Origin of the sequence: Archangium violaceum (genome assembly GCF_016859125.1) — a bacterium.
Taxonomy (GTDB): domain Bacteria; phylum Myxococcota; class Myxococcia; order Myxococcales; family Myxococcaceae; genus Archangium; species Archangium violaceum_A.
The window spans coordinates 2,233,547-2,248,991 of the sequence record NZ_CP069338.1 but is presented as its reverse complement, the minus strand read 5'-3'; the positions used below and the strand labels follow the sequence as shown (position 1 = coordinate 2,248,991).

General features: G+C 69.7%; 16 protein-coding genes. 4 read left to right on the top strand and 12 right to left on the bottom strand.

Annotated features, from left to right (window positions below):
• Positions 1-37 precede the first annotated feature (37 nt).
• Complete coding sequence (locus JQX13_RS09665; protein WP_203408749.1) at positions 38-1,672, top strand: Sapep family Mn(2+)-dependent dipeptidase; 1,635 nt, start codon at positions 38-40, stop codon at positions 1,670-1,672.
• Here JQX13_RS09665 and JQX13_RS09660 read toward each other — a convergent pair.
• Positions 1,650-3,776, bottom strand: a complete 2,127-nt coding sequence (locus JQX13_RS09660) for an ATP-binding protein (RefSeq protein WP_203408748.1) — start codon at positions 3,774-3,776, stop codon at positions 1,650-1,652. The genes JQX13_RS09665 and JQX13_RS09660 overlap by 23 nt on opposite strands.
• A 195-nt stretch (positions 3,777-3,971) precedes the next feature.
• Between JQX13_RS09660 and JQX13_RS09655 the strand changes: the two genes are divergently transcribed.
• A complete protein-coding gene (locus JQX13_RS09655; protein ID WP_203408747.1) occupies positions 3,972-4,934 on the top strand; it encodes an ornithine cyclodeaminase family protein in 963 nt (320 codons plus the stop codon).
• Between the two features lie 20 nt (positions 4,935-4,954).
• Here JQX13_RS09655 and JQX13_RS09650 read toward each other — a convergent pair whose 3' ends face one another.
• Positions 4,955-5,212 (bottom strand): hypothetical protein, encoded by a 258-nt coding sequence (locus JQX13_RS09650; protein ID WP_203408746.1) that lies wholly within the window; start codon positions 5,210-5,212, stop codon positions 4,955-4,957.
• Between the two features lie 212 nt (positions 5,213-5,424).
• Here JQX13_RS09650 and JQX13_RS09645 point away from each other — a divergent pair, with 212 nt between their 5' ends.
• Positions 5,425-5,700, top strand: coding sequence for a YgaP-like transmembrane domain (locus tag JQX13_RS09645; protein WP_239014651.1), 276 nt, complete (start codon positions 5,425-5,427; stop codon positions 5,698-5,700).
• Here the strand turns inward: JQX13_RS09645 and JQX13_RS09640 are convergent.
• From JQX13_RS09640 to JQX13_RS09620, 5 genes are all read right to left on the bottom strand, one after another.
• Positions 5,697-6,428 (bottom strand): hypothetical protein, encoded by a 732-nt coding sequence (locus tag JQX13_RS09640; protein ID WP_203408744.1) that lies wholly within the window; start codon positions 6,426-6,428, stop codon positions 5,697-5,699. The two genes, JQX13_RS09645 and JQX13_RS09640, sit on opposite strands and share 4 nt — an antisense overlap.
• Positions 6,429-6,505: 77 nt before the next feature.
• Positions 6,506-7,423 (bottom strand): NmrA/HSCARG family protein, encoded by a 918-nt coding sequence (locus JQX13_RS09635; protein WP_203408743.1) that lies wholly within the window; start codon positions 7,421-7,423, stop codon positions 6,506-6,508.
• 74 nt (positions 7,424-7,497) lie between these two features.
• Complete coding sequence (locus tag JQX13_RS09630; RefSeq protein ID WP_203408742.1) at positions 7,498-8,016, bottom strand: hypothetical protein; 519 nt, start codon at positions 8,014-8,016, stop codon at positions 7,498-7,500.
• Between the two features lie 145 nt (positions 8,017-8,161).
• Entirely contained in the window at positions 8,162-8,569 is a 408-nt protein-coding gene (locus JQX13_RS09625; RefSeq protein WP_203408741.1) for a DUF2203 domain-containing protein, read from the bottom strand.
• A 45-nt stretch (positions 8,570-8,614) separates the two neighbouring features.
• On the bottom strand, positions 8,615-9,148 hold the full coding sequence (locus JQX13_RS09620; RefSeq protein ID WP_203408740.1) for a hypothetical protein: 534 nt from the start codon (positions 9,146-9,148) through the stop codon (positions 8,615-8,617).
• Positions 9,149-9,690: 542 nt separating this feature from the next.
• On the opposite strand from JQX13_RS09620, the gene JQX13_RS09615 reads away from it, so the two are divergent.
• Entirely contained in the window at positions 9,691-10,608 is a 918-nt protein-coding gene (locus JQX13_RS09615; protein ID WP_203408739.1) for a terpene synthase family protein, read from the top strand.
• Between the two features lie 18 nt (positions 10,609-10,626).
• On the opposite strand, the gene JQX13_RS09610 is transcribed toward JQX13_RS09615, so the two are convergent.
• From JQX13_RS09610 to JQX13_RS09590, 5 genes are all read right to left on the bottom strand, one after another.
• A complete protein-coding gene (locus JQX13_RS09610) occupies positions 10,627-11,241 on the bottom strand; it encodes a TIGR02265 family protein (protein ID WP_203408738.1) in 615 nt (204 codons plus the stop codon).
• Between the two features lie 161 nt (positions 11,242-11,402).
• The gene (locus JQX13_RS09605) at positions 11,403-12,098 is read right to left on the bottom strand and encodes a c-type cytochrome (RefSeq protein ID WP_203408737.1); all 696 of its coding nucleotides are present in this window, start codon (positions 12,096-12,098) and stop codon (positions 11,403-11,405) included.
• Positions 12,095-13,300, bottom strand: a complete 1,206-nt coding sequence (locus tag JQX13_RS09600; protein WP_430384202.1) for a YncE family protein — start codon at positions 13,298-13,300, stop codon at positions 12,095-12,097. The genes JQX13_RS09605 and JQX13_RS09600 overlap by 4 nt, the downstream gene beginning before the upstream one ends.
• A gap of 8 nt (positions 13,301-13,308) precedes the next feature.
• Complete coding sequence (locus JQX13_RS09595; protein ID WP_203408735.1) at positions 13,309-13,929, bottom strand: hypothetical protein; 621 nt, start codon at positions 13,927-13,929, stop codon at positions 13,309-13,311.
• Positions 13,930-13,933: 4 nt separating this feature from the next.
• Positions 13,934-15,322, bottom strand: coding sequence for a WD40/YVTN/BNR-like repeat-containing protein (locus JQX13_RS09590; RefSeq protein WP_203408734.1), 1,389 nt, complete (start codon positions 15,320-15,322; stop codon positions 13,934-13,936).
• Positions 15,323-15,445: the final 123 nt, after the last annotated feature.

The window sequence follows — 15,445 nt, the reverse complement described above, 5'->3', positions numbered from 1 at the left end:
GGGACACGCGCCACTCCCGGGTGTACACCGGGCCGCGATGCGAACCCGACTGCTCGCCGCCCTGTGCTTCCTGCTTCCCTCCGTCGCGCTCGCCGGTGATGCCCGCTGCAAGGGCACTCCCAAGGCCCGCGCCGCCCGTTTCTCCGACAAGGCCCTGAAGGGCAGGTCCCCCGCGGAGCGCTACGCCGAATACGTCAAGGCGTGCGCGCTCGACGAGGTGGTGGACCTCACGAAGTCGCTGGTGCGCTTCAAGACCGTGAGCAGCGAGCAGCCCGCGGCGAAGAGCCCGGAGGTCGCCGCCATGGGCCGCTTCCTGGAGAAGTGGGCCCGCGAGCACGGCCTCGGTTTCCGCTCCGTGGGTGGCAATGACGTCTTCGAGCTGTCCTGGGGCGAGGGCGCGCCGAGGCTGGGGCTCGTCTTCCACGGGGACGTCGTCCCCGCGCCCGCGCACGAGTGGAAGAAGCCTCCCTTCGAGCCGTACGTCGAGAAGGGCCGCCTGTATGGCCGCGGTGTCGAGGACGACAAGGGTCCGCTGGCCTCCACCCTCGTGGCGATCTCCCTGGCGAAGGAGCTGGGGTTGAGCCCCCGCCAGGGCAAGGTGCTCGTCATCATTGGCAACGGCGAGGAGAGTGATTGGAGCGGGATGCAGAAATACGCCGAGACGCAGACGCCGCACCCCACGCACGTCATCTCGGTGGATTCGAACTTCCCGGTGGTGGCGGCGCAGGGCGGCTTCGTCGCGTGGCAGCTCGAGGCCGATCTCGGGACCGCGCCCGCTCAGCCCACCGCGGGGCGGATGCGCGCCGTGGACGTCACCGCGGGAGAGTTCCTCACCCAGGTGCCTGGCGCCGCCGTGCTGAAGCTGGAGCCCGCGGGGCTGGCGCCGGACAAGGCGCTCGCCGCCGTGAAGGACGCCGTGGCCGAGGTGCGGAAGGCGCGTCCCTCGCTCCAGGCCGAGGTGAAGCAGGAGGGCGCCCAGGTCGTCCTCACCACCCATGGCAAGGCGGTGCACGCCTCGGTGGCGGAGGAGGGGCACAACGCGATGTGGGACCTGGCCGCCGTGGCCGCGAAGCTGCCCCTGGAGTCCAACGGCATCGAGGCCCTGCTGGGCGTGGTGGCGAGCCGCTTCGACGGGGACAACTGGGGCGAGAAGCTGGGCGTGGCCTACCAGGACGCGCTGATGGGCCGTCTCCTCGTCGCGCCCACCGTGCTGCGGGTGAAGGACGGGAAGGTGAGCCTGGGCGTCAACATGCGCCGGCCCCAGGGCCGGGACAACGCCGCCTTCAACGCCTCGCTCGATGAGGCCGCGGCCCTGCTCTCGCGGGACTCGGGCGGACGGGTGAGGGAGCCGAAGGCGGTGAAGGGCGGTGAGGGGAGCCGGTACGTGGGTGACCCGCATGTGGCGGACACCTCGGGGCCACTCGTCACCACGCTGCTCGACATCTACAAGCGGCACCGGGGCGAACCGGAGGCGAAGCCCACGTCCGTGCGCGGTGGCACCTACGCGCGTCTCTTCCCTCGCGCCGTCGACTTCGGGCCCGCCTTCCCCGGAGACCTCTACACGGGCCACGCTCCGGACGAATCCATCTCGCTCGACAACCTCGACGCCGCCACCCGCATGGTCGCCGAGGCCCTGCACACCCTGGCCCTCACGCCACCGGCGAAGAAGTGAGACGGGCGGGCGCGTCGCGCGGCAGGCGCACCGTGAAGGTGGTGCCCTCGTTCCGGCTGGAGCGCAACTCCACCTCGCCTCCGTGCGCGCGCGCCACCTGCCGGACGATGTAGAGCCCCAGCCCCACGCTGCGGGTGGCCGCCTTACCGATGGCGCCGCGGCGGAAGGGCTGGAAGAGCATCGCCTGCAGCTCGGGGGAGATGGGCTCTCCCTCGTTGTGCACGGAGAGGCGCACCTCGCTCCCGGCGTCTCGCACCTCCACGCGCACGGGACTGTCCGGCCGGCCGTGGTTCAAGGCATTGCTCACCAGGTTGCCCAACACCTGCGTCAGCCGGTCCGGGTCCCACCAGCCCCAGCCATCGCCCCTCGCGTCCAGCTCCAACTGACGGCCCGGGTGGGCCACCTGGAGCTCCTCCAGCGCGCTCCGGCAGATGTCGTGCAGGTTCGCCCGCTCGCGGTGCACGGGCAGGCCGCCACCCATGCTGCTGAGAGCGAAGTCGAGGATGTCGCTGAGCATCCGCGTCATCCTCGCCGCGCTGTTGCGGATGCGCTCCACCGCGCGCTGGGCGGCGCTGTCTTCCAGGTCTTCGCTCCGCTGCAGCAGGTAGGCCGAGGCGCTGATGGCGTTGAGCGGGTTGCGCAGGTCATGCCCCAGCACCCCGATGAGCTGCTCGCGCAACTCGCCCGAGCGGCGTAGCTCGGTCTCCACCTCCTTCTGCTTCGTGATGTCCACCACCACGCAGCCCACCCCCAGCACCTCGCCGCTCTCGGCGCGCACCGGGTAGTAGTTGCCCAGCCAGTGGTGCGTGGGGCCCGTGTCGTCAGGGTTCCGGCTGGTGAACTCGTGGTTGGATACCGGCTGGCCCGTCGCCAGTATCCGCCGCAAGAGGCGCTCGTGGGTGTCGGCGATCTCCCCGGGCAGCACCTCTCGCACCGTCTTCCCCAGGTGGAAGGCCACCGGCTGGCCGTTGAGCTTCGCCAGGGTGTCGTTGACTCGCAGGTAGCGGAGCTCCCGGTCCAGGAAGCCGATTCCCACCGGGGCGGCCTCCAGCAGTGTGTTGAGCTGCGCCAGTGAGCGCTGGGCTTCGTCCCGTGCGAGCCGCTCGCGCTCCGCCAGCCTCGCCTGCACGATGAAGCCGGTGGCGCGGGTCATCATGGTGCGGAAGAGCAGCTTGTCGGACTCGCTGAAGTCGAAGACGGTCCGCGAGCCCATGTGCGCCACGCCGATGAGTGTCTCGCCGTGTAGGAGCGGGACGCTGTAGGTGGCGCGCAGGCCGAGCTCGCGGGGGAGGTCGTAGCTCATCCGCGGGTCGGTGGCGGCCGAGCGCACCTGGAGGGGCCGCCGCCCGCTGATCACCTCGCCGGAGATGCCCTGGTCCATGGAGATGCTGAAGCCCTCGGCCATGGCTCGCCCCGCCCCGAGGCCCTCCGCCGCGCGCAGCCGCAGCAGGTCCCCCTCGCGCAGGAGGATGAGGGCCCCGTCCACCGCCACCGCCGCCTCCATCAGCACCCGCAGCAGCTTGGGCAGGAAGGTGTCCACGTCCTCGCTCTCGAGCGCCACCTGGGACACGCGCTCCAGTGCGTGGAGCATCCGTTCGCGCACCTGGCCGTAGCGGGTGAGGGCGTGGATGACGCCCTGGTCGATGGCCTCGTCGAGCAGCTCCAGCTCGGTGAGACTCGGCCCGTGGCCCTCTCGTGCCAGCCGCTGGAGGATGCAAGCGCGCAGCAGCCTGTACTCGAAGGCCACCTCCTCGGGCGTGCATCCCTGCTCCAACCGCTCCAGCGCGTGCTCCTGGGTGAGGGCCTGGGGCTCCCTCGCTCCCGGTTCGTCGTGGGCGTTCTCCGCCGCGTCCGCCAGCAACTCGAGGAAGCCGGGGAGGTGGTCGCGTGGCGGCACGCCTTCCGATGCGTGCTCCAGAGCATGCGCGTGCAGGGCATGCGCCCAGTCGGTGAGGATGTCCTCCCGGTGTCGTCGGAGGAGCACCGCCAGCCGGTGTTCACCGCGCTCCGGCACGGAGGTCCGGAGCGGTTGAGGTGGATCCTGGTCCCGCATGAGCGCGCTCCCCCGAGGCTGCCCCCCGCCGCCAGCCTCGAGTCTGCTCATGGTGGGCCGCCCCCGCCTCGTACCAGAGATCCTGGACCGAGGGTCGGCGGAGCGCCTGGAGTACCCCTCGTCATGCGACGGAATCCCCGGGCGCTCCTCGCGCGGGCCGTCCCTCCCCGGCGGGCAGCTCCCTTGCCGCCCATCGGGCACGACATGGCCCCCGGAAGGAGGGGGAAGGGTTAGGTTGGGGGGAAGATGAGCACGCTCCTTCTCTCCCGCACCGACGTCATCCGCCACATGGAGGCCCTCACCCTTCTCTCGGAGATGCGCGACGCCTTCCGCACGGACGCCGAGCACCGCTCGGTGGAGCCCCAGCGTGCCCGGGGGGCCCTGCACGAGCACGGCAGCGCCCTGGTGGTCTTCCCCGGCACCCTTCAAGGCATCCCCGCCTACACCGTGAAGGTCCACGCGAAGTTCCCCGGCCGCTCTCCGGCCATCCAGGGCGTTCTGCAGCTGCATGACCTGGAGACGGGGGCGCTGCTGGCGGTGATGGACTCGGGGCACCTCACGGCGCTGCGCACCGGGGTGGTGGGGGCGCTGGCCGCGGACGTGCTCGCCCGGCAGGACGCCTCCCGGGTGGCGCTCATCGGCGCGGGGGCCCAGGCCTCGATGCAGCTCAAGAGTTTGCGGCTGGTGCGCAGCCTCAACCACGTGCGCGTGTATGACGTGGACGTGGCGCGGGCCGTGGACTTCGCCACCCGCATGTACAAGGCGTTGGACCTCCCGGTGCGGCCCGCCATGTCGGTGGAGGAGGCGGTGGAGGACGCGGACATCGTCATCACCGCCACGCCCTCGCGCGAGCCCTTCCTCTATCCGGGGATGATTCGCGGAGGCACGCACATCACCGCGTTGGGCGCGGACGAGCCGGGCAAGGCCGAGCTCGCCGCCGGGTTGCTGCGCCAGTCCACCTTCTTCTGTGATCACCGCGCGTTGAATGTCGCCATGGGCGCGCCCGCGGGCGTGGGCCTGGGTGACGAGGTCATCCACGCGGAGCTGGGCGAGGTGCTGGCCGGGACGAAGAAGGGCCGGACCGACGCGGGGCAGGTCACCCTCTTCGGTGCGGTGGGCCTGCCCTTCCAGGACCTGGTCGCCGCGTGGCACGTCTATCAGGTCGCGCGGACGGACGACGCGGTACAGCGCGTGGACTTCGGAGCCTGAAGCCCTCCCCTCGCGAGCGCTCAGTGCGTGGTGCGCCGGGCCGGGCGGGGGATTTCCCGGGGCCCGGAGAGCAGGCTGTCCGGACCATGGCGGAGGTGCACCTCGTCCGCGATGATCTCCCGCACGTCATCGAGCGGCACGGCGTAGTCCTTGCGCCAGACGAGGAGGCCCTTCTCGACGATGAGCTCCTCCTCGGTGACCTCGACCACCTGTCCGAGTTTCTCGCCCCGGTGGGTCCACACCGTCATCCCCGCGTGCAGTTCCGAACGTTCCACCATGTGCTCTTCCCTCCTCCACGAGCGGGGCAGCGGGCGGCGGCCCCCAGCATTCAACCTAGGGACGTGACAGTCGCCCGGCACCGGGCGGGCAAGCAGACATGCGAGGAGGGTTGGCCGGTGCACGAAGGTGGCGAGCGGCCTGGGGACGCTGGTGTCGTCTGCCCTCGCGTGCCCATCTTCCTCGGGCCTGGGAGGTGCGTATGGTGGGATTCATGGCTTCGAGGACGGGACGCTGGACACGCATGTTGGCGGGGGCGGCCCTGGTGGTGGGCGGGCTGTCCTCGGGCTCCGGTAGGGGGAAGCTGCTGTCACTGGTGGGGCTGGTGCCCCTGCTCGCCGGAGCGTTCGACGTCTGTCTTTTCGGTCCACTCTTCGGCCTGCCCGTGAAGGGCGAGGCCATCCGTCGCAAGGTGGGGCTCATCGGCGAGGACTCGCTGTTGCCCCATCCGCCGATGGCCCTCACGGAGCGCCCCACGCTGCTGCACTAGGAGCGCACGACGAAGGGGATGGAGAGTGTGCCGAATCGCTCTCCGGTGCGCGCATCCACCAGGCGCGCCTGGAGGGTGACGTGGCCCTCGCGCTCGCTCACGTTCTGGAAGTAGAGGAAGCCGGTGAGGGTGCCGCCCGTCTCGAGCGTGCCCTCGGGCAGGGACTTGCGCACCATGTCCCGGGTGGGCAGTGGCTCCGGGGGACGCCAGGCGTAGGAGCCGTAGTAGGGCCCATAGAAGGGATCATACCAGCCCGGCCCGTACCAACCCGGGCCCCAGCCCCAGCGTCCCCAGCCGTACGAGGAGCGCAGCGGACCCGGTCCCCATCCCCACGAGGAGCCGATGCCCACGCCCAGGGCGACGTTGCCGTCGACTCCCGAGCCACCCACGGCGGAGAGGCCCTCCTCGCGCAGCTCGAAGGGCGCGAGGGCGGAGTATTCGAAGCGCGAGTCGCCCACCAACACGAAGTGGTCGTAGTCGATGCGCAGGGCCCGGCCGCTCTGGTTCTCGATGCGGACCTGGACCGGGGTGACGATGTTCTCGAGGTTGGAGGGATTGCCCCGCCAGGCGGCTCCGTTCGCCACGAGGCGCACACCTTCGGCCTCGCTCACGGCCGAGCCCGCCTGGGTGGTGGGAGTCGTTGGAAGGGGTTGTAGGGTCGTCTGGCTCACGCAGCCCGCGGCGAGCAGCAGCGCCGCGAGTACGGGCCACGGGGCACGCGTACGCATGGGGGTCTCCTCCCGGAAAGTTAGGAAGGACCCCGGGCGCGTGCGCGAGGGCACATGGTGGCTGCTCGCTGGACGGGCTAGGTGGGCGAGGGTTCGGCGGCGACGGGGCCCCGCCAGGTGGTACCTAGAAGGGCATCCCAGTCCTGCGCGCGGGCCCAGTCCTCGAAGGTGTGCCAGCCCACCTCGGGGTAGTCCCGGCGCATCAGGGAGACGTCGACGTGGTAGCCCTCGCGCTGGAACCACTCGAACATCAGTCCCAGGTCCTCGCTGCGCGAGCGGACGGCCTCCAGGGGAATCTCCTCGTAGCGCAGCTTGTGCCCGCTGACGTAGGAGATGAGGGCCGCGGCCTGTTCACCCGTTACCTCGTCGGAGGCGACCTCGATGCGCCGGCCGAAGAGCTCCTCGGGCCACTCCAGCACCCGGGCGCAGAAGGCGGCGATGTCCGCCACGGGGACCATCTGCAGCCCGCGGTGGGGCGGCAGCGCCATGGAGAGCACGCCCTCGTGCAGTCGCTGGGCGAACGCGGGCCCGAGGAAGTTCTCCATGAAGAAGACGGGGGCCACGATGGTGTAGGGCAGGCCGCTGTGGCGCAGGTGCTCCTCCACCACGTGCTTCGTCTCGAAGTGGGGAATGCCCGTGTTCTGGTCCGCGCCCGCCACCGAGGAATAGATGAAGTGACTCACGTGAGCGAGCTTCGCGGCGTCGATGAGGTGGCGGCCGTAGCGCACCTCACCCTCGAGACCGCCCGAGGTGAAGGGCGTGGCCACGGCGAACACGGCGTCCACGCCCCTCATGGCGCGCTCGAGGCTGTCCGGGTCATCGAAGTCACCCGGGGTGAGCTCCGCGCCGCGTTGCTGCAGGTCCTTCGCCAGGGGCGAATCCGGAGAGCGGACGAAGGCGAGCACCCGGTGACCTCGTTTCAGGAGCAGTCGGGCCAGCGCGCCGCCCTGTTTTCCGGTGGCACCGGTCACCAACACTGTCAGGGGTCGGAACATGCGATTCCTCCGGGGAGAAGCCTCTCTCCAAGGTGGGGATGGGCGGCGCGCGGGGCGAGGGTGGCACGGCGGTGCTAGCGCTTCTTGCCTGGCCCCTTCTTCTCGGCCCTGAGGGCGGAGACCTCGCGTGCCACCCGGAGCACGCCCGACATCGCATCACCGGCCAGCTTCCGGGCGCCCGTCAGGGGGCGTCCCTTGGCGGCCTCGCGAGCCGCCTGCACCACGCTCGTCACGGCATCCTGCGCCAGCTCCTTCAGGCCCTCGTGTCCGGGCTCCTCCTGCTGGGCGGCGACAGCGGGCTGCTCCTGGGTCTCCGCCTTGCTGGCCTCCATCGGCGGGACCTCCGAGCCCATGGGCTCCTGCTGGGCCTCGGAGACGCTCAGCTGCTCCGCGCGCTCCCGCTCCTCGCGGCGCTTCTGGTACAGCTCGGCCGTCCGTGCGTGCTGGCGGCCGTAATGCAGCTGTCCCTCTTCCGAGGGCGGCACTGCGGGCTTCGCCTGCTCCGCCGGAGGTGTCTGCTCGGCGCCACCCGGGTTCGTCGTGCTGGGTTCCGGCTTGTCCGCCTTGTAGTGATCGAAGCTGTAGGTCCGCATCCCTATCTCCTGAGCTGTCGGCCGGTTCTCCGGCGCGTATTCGCGGAAGGTAGGAAGCACCCCGCGATGCTGGAACCGTGGTCGGGGGCAGGCGGGGAGACGAGGCCCTCTCCGTCAGGCCGATGGGGCCGACGAGACCCGGGGTTCAGCTCAAGTAGGAGGGGGCGAAGTCCCGGGCGTCGACGATGGGCCGCCGTCCCGCGAAGCCGCCGTCCAGCTCGTGCCAGTGCTGCACGGCCGGCTCGCCGAATCGCCAGCAGAGGTAGACGGGTCGCCCTCCCTTGAGGGCCCGGAAATCCACCAGGCCATCGGCGGCCTTGAGCTCCACGCCCAGCTCATGGAGCTGCTCCAGCTCGGCGCGGATCTTCTCGAGCAGCGCGTCGCGCTCGGCGCGCAGGGGCGCGGTGCGCTCCGCTCCGGCCCCGGCGCCCAGGAGTGACTTCAGCTCGCGGACAGTGGAATGCGCGCGCTCCACCCACGGGCGCACCTTCTCGAAGGTACGGGTGAGCAGCGGGATGAGACGGTTGGCCTCTTCCACTCCGAAGTAGCGCATGAGGACCCCGAGCTTATCGCCCGAGGTCCGCCCGCGCGGGGGTTCTCAGCGCTTCTTGGTCGGCTTGCGCGTGGTGGCGGTTTTCACGGCGCGCGCCACGGTCTTCTTCGCCGCGGCCGCGGCGCGTGTCACCACCTTGCGTCCGATGGTCCCGACCAGCCCGGTAGCGGACACCTTCTTCCGGGCGGGGGTCCTCGACGTCTCCGCCACCTCCGCGGGCTGGCGGGCGGGAGTCTTCGGGGCCGCCGTCCTGGAGGTGGCCGCCTTGGGCGTGGCCGCCTTGGCCGCCGTCTTCCGGGCCGGCGCCCGCTCGGTCTTGGCCTTCTTCGCCGCGGGGCGCGCCTGGGTGGCGGTCTTCGTCGCCGAACGCTTGCGCGCCTGGGCCCGGGCCTTGTAGCGCTTCACGGTCTCGGCGTGGGCCTGCCCATACTCGGTGGGAGCCTTGGGCAGGGTATCCTTCTCCTCGTCCTTGGTGAGGGCGATCTTGTGCTCGTCGTTCCCCAGACGCGGACCGGAACCTTTGAAGACCTGCGCGGGCTGCTGTGACAAGAAGGGTTCGAAACTGTAGGTCCTGCCCATGTATGTCTCCCTGCCTGCGTGCCTTGGATATCTCAAAGGTATAAGGACGCCTGCCGGGTTTCGGAATGGTCCTGGAGACCGGAGCAGGCAGGGGGACGGGTCCTGGCGCACCTACCCGGCCTGACTCCCGGAGAGGGCTCCGCGCGTATCCACGGGCAGCGGGAATCCACTCCATCCAACCCAATGCAAACACTACACGGCGGATGGATGGTTTTCCGTGCGGGTCTGAAAACTTCCAGTGGCACCTGTTCACACCCCGTGCGGGGTGCCAATGACCTACCGGGTCGATTTGACCTCCTTGTAAATCAAGAGAAAGTGGGAATATTGAAAAGCACGGGGTGGAATTCTATGTCTCGCTCCCTCTAGCGCCTTGCTCCCTTGCCCCCTGGGGTTGTGTGTGTGTTGACGACTCGAAGCATGGGTCCACGCCTTGCACGACACGTGTCGGGTCGGATTCGCAGGTCGTCGTTGGGGGAGCGAACATGAACGCCTTTCATCTTCCCAGGCTGTATTGCCCATTCCCGCAAGAGCTGAACCCCCTCATGAATGTCATCGAGGGCGAGGCGCTGGAGCGCTGGGCGAAGTACCTGGGTGTCCATGCGAAGCACGCGGTCTTCCGCAAGCTGCAGCGCAGCCACTTCCCCGTGCTGCTGGGGCGGTGCCACCCGGAGGCCTCGCGGGAGGCGATTCGCGGGGCACTGGACTTCCTCATCTGGAACTTCTCGTGGGATGACCAGGTGGACGTGGGCGAGGTGCCCGCCGAGTGGGTCCGCCAGCAGAGCGAGCTGGCCCTGGCGGTGCTCGAGGGGGCCATTCCCTACAACGACGCGCCGCCGCTGCTCTGGCTCCTGGCGAGCATCCGCGAGCGCATCGCCGAGCGGATGCCCGCGGAGTGGATGGAGCGCTTCATCCATTCCTGCGCCTGCTACTTCAAGGGCACCATCTGGGAGGCGGAGGTCCGCAGCAACCGCGTCTGTCTGGACGTGGACACGTACATCGAGCTGCGCCGCCTGTCGGTGGGCACGTACATGGGCTTCACCCAGGTGGAGGCCATCGAGGGCTTCCTGCTGCCCGAGGAGGTGCTGTCGCACCCGGCCCTCACGCAGCTCATCGAGACGGCCACGGATGTGATTGCCTGGGCCAACGATCTGTTCTCGCTGGCGCAGGACCTGAAGGACGACTTCCATCCCAACCTGGTGTTCTCGCTCCAGAAGCAATACGGGCTGGAGCTCCAGGCGGCCATCGACAAGGCGGTGGAGATGCACGACGCGGCCGTGCGGCGCTTCATCGAGCAGGAGAAGAACCTGCCCTCGTTCGGCGAGCACGACGCGAACGTGGCCCGGCTCGTGACGGGTGTGCGCCGATGGATTCGCGCCAACGTGGACTGGTCCATCCAGACGGGGCGCTACGAGGAGGGGGGCGAGGCCGAGCTCGCTCCCCAGCGCTCGCGCGTGGCCTGAGCCCCGCGCCCGGCGCGCCTAGTCCCAGGAGAAGTCCACCGTGCTCTCGCTGAGGCTCGTCTGCCGGCCGATGGCTTGCGCGTTCTTGAGTTGCGCGGCCGAGAGGATCTGCAGCACCGAGCCGGAGAAGTAGGCGACGGGGATGGCGTTGACGTAGGTGAGCCGGCCGCTCCTGGGCCCGTTCCACGTCAGCGTGCACCCACCGTGTTCCCACGCCGCCTTGTAGGCGCTGGGCATGCTGTCGATGAGACGCTTGGGATCCTTGCCCACCAGCGACAGCAGCATCTTGCCCGTGGTGGACTCCAGGAAGCGGGGCGCGGCGCGGAAGCCCAGTTGCTGCATCGCGCCGTCGAAACCGTTGTACTTGCCGCTCAGCTCCCGCGCGGCGGCGTAGGTCAACTTGAGCAGGGTGGCGACAGGGTAGGAGAAGAAGGCCGTGAAGTTCGTGTTGCCGGCGGCCTCCATGCAGCGCTTCAGGGCCTCCGCGTTCGCCTCTGTCTTCATGAAATCCAGCGCGGCGATGAAGAGAAATCCGCGCGTGGTGTCCTTGGGGCCGACCACGGCCAGCCGTTGCTCCAGCTCCTGCTGTGAGCCGGGTCCCTGGGAAGACTGCGCCGTCGAAGTGCTGTTCATGGAGGTCCTCCAACGAGGGGGGTAATCCGAAACCCGCCGTCATGACGGGTTGCGGTGTCCCTGCATTCTTATCATGGAAGTCATTGTTGTGTGGGCGCCGCGATGGGAGGAACATCGCGGCGCCGATAGTGAAGAATTACAATGACATGAGGTGTTTGATTCTAGAGGTCGAGAAAGGTAAGCAGCGCACCCAGGTCCTCATCGGACAAGGCTTCGAGGCTGTAGGGTGGCATGTTTCCGCCGACGCCGAAGAAGCGGCCGTGGCGCACCTTCTCGATGAACACCAACCCCGGGGGCACGTTGGGGAAGAGCGTGCCGTACTCCTGGGAGACCTCGGGGAGGATGGGGGCGAGCTCCGTCGGCCTGCCCTTGCCGGTGTGGGCCTCGCCGTGACAGTCCTGACACGCGGCACGGTACACGTGCTCGCCGCGCCCGGCGTTGCCCCGGGGGACGTTGGTGATGTCCTTGACGAGGGTGAAGGGCTGCGCGGGCGCGCTCGCGTCCGGGCTGAGGCCCACCAGGTACTCGTAGAGGGCGCGGCTCTTGGGGTCCTCGGGCGTGAGCGGGGTGACGCCACGCATGAAGGCCGTGTAGCAGAAGTTCACCGCGTCCAGCAGGCGCGTCTCGTAGCCACCCCACCAGTGGGGACGGGAGGCCACGTTATGGAGCGACAGCCCCGAGTACATCTTGTCCGCGGGAGGCGTGGCCGTCGTGGCGTGGCACGTGGCGCACGAGAAGGCGTTGTACTGGCTCGTCGAGAGCGTCGGGTCGCTGAACAGCTTCTCGCCGTATTCCGCCGCGGGTGTGGGGCCGCAGCCGACCGCGAGCAGCACCGTGCCCAATCCCAGCCATCTCATGGCGTCCCCCGCAGGATGGCCACCGAGTCCGGGAAGATTCCCACCCGCACCGTCTTCACCACCGTGCCCTCCTCCAAATCCAGCACGTGCAGCGTGCCGGGGCCCTGTTGGTCGCCCTCGCACACCGCGAGCGCGTGCTTTCCGTCTGGTGTCAGCTCCACCTGGTGCACGTTGATGCAGCCCTCGGACGAGAGGTGGATGTCCCCCTTCCGGGCGGACGTCGCGGTGTCGATGACGGCCACGGCGTCGATGCGCTGGTAGGGCATGTAGAGCGTGCGGCCATCCGCGCTGACGACGCCGAACATGGGCGAGCCGCCCAGGTCGTAGATGGACCGCTCCGGCACCACCGTGAGGGTCTCGGGGTCCAGGTAGTGCAACGTGCGGCTCTCGAGCGAGCTCACCCACAGCGCTCCATCCGTGGGCGACAGGGTGAGCGCGTACGGCTCGTGCCTCGGTGCCAGGGCGGTGCCCGGGTTGGGCATCTTGATGCGGGTGACGGGGTAGCCCTCGGTGTCCAGCCGCACCACGGCGACCTCGTCCGAGATGCAGGCCACATAGGCCCGCGTCCCGTCCGGGGACAGACGCACCGCGTGCGGCGCGGGACACACCGGCACCATCGCCTTTCGCGTCAGGGTGTCCGCGTCGATGATGGCCATGCGGGCATCCATCTCGCTCTCGGGGCCGCCGCGCTTCGCCACCTCGGTGATCTTCACCATGTCGAAGTGCGTCTGGAACAGCGTGCGGCCATCCGCGCTGATGATGAGGTCTCCCGGGTTGCGGTCCACGCGCACCGAGCCCACCAGCCGGTGGGTCTTCGCATCCAGCTTGAGGCAGTAGCCATCCGCCGTGCCCGTGCCGTGCGCCCCGTGCGGACCCGAGCCCGCGCCGGGCACGAAGTAGGAGAGGCCCACGTAGTAGTAGTCCCCGCGTGGAGAGATGGCGGAGTGGTGCGGCCCCTCCAGCTCCACGGGGTTGAGCCCCACCGGGATGCGCGCCAGCTCGCCCCAGTCCGGCGAGAGCATCGTGTCGAGGTCCAGCAGGCTCAGCGTGTCGTCCATGCTGTTGGTGATGATGATGCGCCCACTGCCCACCGGGGGCAGCTCCGGCCCCGAGGGCCACGGCTGCTCAATGGAGTAGTCGAGCTCCGGCACCTCCGAGCTCGTGCATGCCCCGAGCGCGAGCGGGGCCAGCAGCGCGAGCAGGCGGCGCCTCACTGCGCACCCCGGCGGAACTTGCGCGGCGTGTCGAGGCGGTAGGGGCCCTCGGTGACGCGGTTCTGCACGAGGTAGGCGCTCATCACCTGCACGGTGAGCTCCTTACCCGCGTGCTTGCCCAGCTCGTCCCACGTGTTGGAGTCGAGCTGCCACGACAGCTCCGAGGTCAGCACCTGGGCCACGGGGCACTCGGCGCCGGGAGTGGAGATCTCCACCCAGTAGAGGTCGCCCGTGTACGGAGGCAGGTGCGCATGGGCCGTGGGGACGAGCAGCTCTCCGAGCCACGCGGTGAAGGAGCGGGAGGGACGGGGTGCCGCCTGGAAGGCGAGCGCGCCCCGGGCGCGAGGACGCTCGAGCGAGGCGATCGGCGAGGTCCATTCCCAGGTGGGCGGGGTGGCATCGGCCGGGTACACCTCGCCCTCGGCGGGGGAGAGGAGGGTGACGGCGCGGGAGGAGTCGATGGGCCGCGTCTTCACATCCACCATGGCGTGCCAGGCCTCGTCGGTGGCCCCACCGCCGTAGAGGGGCTCCGGGCACTCGACGGGCTCGCTCTCACAGGCGGACGTGGCCAGGGCGATGGCGGCCACGAAGGCGGTGCTCAGGTGTCTCACGTTCATGTCGTCAGTTCTCCGGGTTGTGCCGCCGTGAGCGGCGGAGGGTGGTGAGAACGAAGAAGGCGGCCGCGGGCACGAGTCCTCCTGTGGACGAGCACCCGGACTTCTTGGGGGGAGCCGTGGGCGTCTCGGGTTGCTCGGACGGGCCGGCGTCCGGGGTGCCCGAATCCGGCGAGCCCGGGTCCGGAGTCCCGCCATCCTGTCCCGGCAGGGTGGGATCGGCGCCGATGTCGGGCTGGGACGCGAACTGGGGCCAGAGGGGAGTGCAGAGGTCCTGCACCGGGGTGCCAGCGGGGCACGCGGGGGGCTTGAGGTCGGGCAGGTTGAGGAGGGTCGTGTACGTGTCGCCCTCGTCCATGGTGGTGGCCAGGGCCCAGTCGTGCACCCGGGTGGCGCCGCAGACGAAGAGGACGTCGCCCTGGCGCTCCGCGCAGGCGTTGCCGTCGGGAAGCGACAGGAGGGTGGCGACGGTGTCTCCCTCGCGCAGGCGGAAGAGGCGCGTGGGGGTGGCGGCCCAGAGGGTCTTCGCATCCGCGGAGACCTCCATGTCCATGAGGTACTCGTCGATGCCGTCGTGTTCCTGGTTCGCCGGGTGGAGGATGGAGCGGAAGGTGTGGCCGCCGTCGCGGCTCTCCAGCACGTACGTCCAGCCCTGCCAGGAGACTCGCGCCCAGAGGCGGTCCGGATCATTGTCGGACACCCGCAGGACGAAGAAGTCATACGCCCGCGAGGGACTCGAGTACTCGGGGAAGGGCTGGGGAATCGTGTCCCAGGTCTCGCCCTCGTCATCGCTGCGATAGAGGCGCAGGCCCTCGGGGGTGCTGCCGGAGACGTAGAGGCGCCGCGTGTCCGAGGGCGCCACCTTCACGGAGGTGTAGACGGCGTTGTCGTTCTTGTCGGGGGTGTTGCTCTGGAGGGGGGTGGGGGTGAACGTCTCGCCGCCATCGTCGCTGCGGTAGACGCCGTTGGGGGCGGCGGCGCGGCCCGTCGACACCCACAGCCGCGAGGGGTTGGACGCGGGGGACGCCAGGCTCATCGGCCACAGGCCCCTGGGCTTGAAGAAGGGGTGCGATTCCCAGGTGCAGCCGCCATCGCGCGAGCGGATGAGGTCGGCGCCGGTGGCCGCGAGCAGGGTCCCCTCGGGCTGCCAGAGGAAGGTCTCGGGGCGCCAGCTGCCGTAGCCCATGCCCGCGGGGCAGAGCCAGTTCCAGCTCTTCCCGCTGTCGCGGGAGATGACCGCGCCGAAGGTGGCTCCGACGAACATGTCCTCGGGGTGGCCGCGACGGAGGGTGACGCTGGTGGTGTCGGGATATCCCAGGTGCGCGAGAGCGGAGGGGGCGTGCAGCGCGAGCGGCAACAGCACCCATCCACGGCAGAGCGAGGTCAGCAGTTTCATGGAGAAGCACTCCGTGGGCGGAGACCGCACGATAAACGTCGTGGGGGCCACGGTATACCGGTGCCTCGCGCGGATGACCCGATATGTGTCCGTTGCCCGCTCGTTCTCCGGGCATGCGCCGGG

Bases quoted from the DNA above. Each gene is read 5' to 3' on its own strand.
- JQX13_RS09665 (WP_203408749.1), top strand. From the start codon at position 38: ATGCGAACCCGACTGCTCGCCGCCCTGTGCTTCCTGCTTCCCTCCGTC.
- JQX13_RS09635 (WP_203408743.1), bottom strand. From the start codon at position 7,423: ATGTTCCGACCCCTGACAGTGTTGGTGACCGGTGCCACCGGAAAACAG.
- JQX13_RS09605 (WP_203408737.1), bottom strand. From the start codon at position 12,098: ATGAGATGGCTGGGATTGGGCACGGTGCTGCTCGCGGTCGGCTGCGGC.
- JQX13_RS09615 (WP_203408739.1), top strand. From the start codon at position 9,691: ATGAATGTCATCGAGGGCGAGGCGCTGGAGCGCTGGGCGAAGTACCTG.
- JQX13_RS09620 (WP_203408740.1), bottom strand. From the start codon at position 9,148: ATGGGCAGGACCTACAGTTTCGAACCCTTCTTGTCACAGCAGCCCGCG.
- JQX13_RS09595 (WP_203408735.1), bottom strand. From the start codon at position 13,929: ATGAACGTGAGACACCTGAGCACCGCCTTCGTGGCCGCCATCGCCCTG.
- JQX13_RS09630 (WP_203408742.1), bottom strand. From the start codon at position 8,016: ATGCGGACCTACAGCTTCGATCACTACAAGGCGGACAAGCCGGAACCC.
- JQX13_RS09640 (WP_203408744.1), bottom strand. From the start codon at position 6,428: ATGCGTACGCGTGCCCCGTGGCCCGTACTCGCGGCGCTGCTGCTCGCC.
- JQX13_RS09610 (WP_203408738.1), bottom strand. From the start codon at position 11,241: ATGAACAGCACTTCGACGGCGCAGTCTTCCCAGGGACCCGGCTCACAG.
- JQX13_RS09590 (WP_203408734.1), bottom strand. From the start codon at position 15,322: ATGAAACTGCTGACCTCGCTCTGCCGTGGATGGGTGCTGTTGCCGCTC.
- JQX13_RS09650 (WP_203408746.1), bottom strand. From the start codon at position 5,212: ATGGTGGAACGTTCGGAACTGCACGCGGGGATGACGGTGTGGACCCAC.
- JQX13_RS09655 (WP_203408747.1), top strand. From the start codon at position 3,972: ATGAGCACGCTCCTTCTCTCCCGCACCGACGTCATCCGCCACATGGAG.
- JQX13_RS09625 (WP_203408741.1), bottom strand. From the start codon at position 8,569: ATGCGCTACTTCGGAGTGGAAGAGGCCAACCGTCTCATCCCGCTGCTC.
- JQX13_RS09660 (WP_203408748.1), bottom strand. From the start codon at position 3,776: ATGAGCAGACTCGAGGCTGGCGGCGGGGGGCAGCCTCGGGGGAGCGCG.
- JQX13_RS09645 (WP_239014651.1), top strand. From the start codon at position 5,425: ATGGCTTCGAGGACGGGACGCTGGACACGCATGTTGGCGGGGGCGGCC.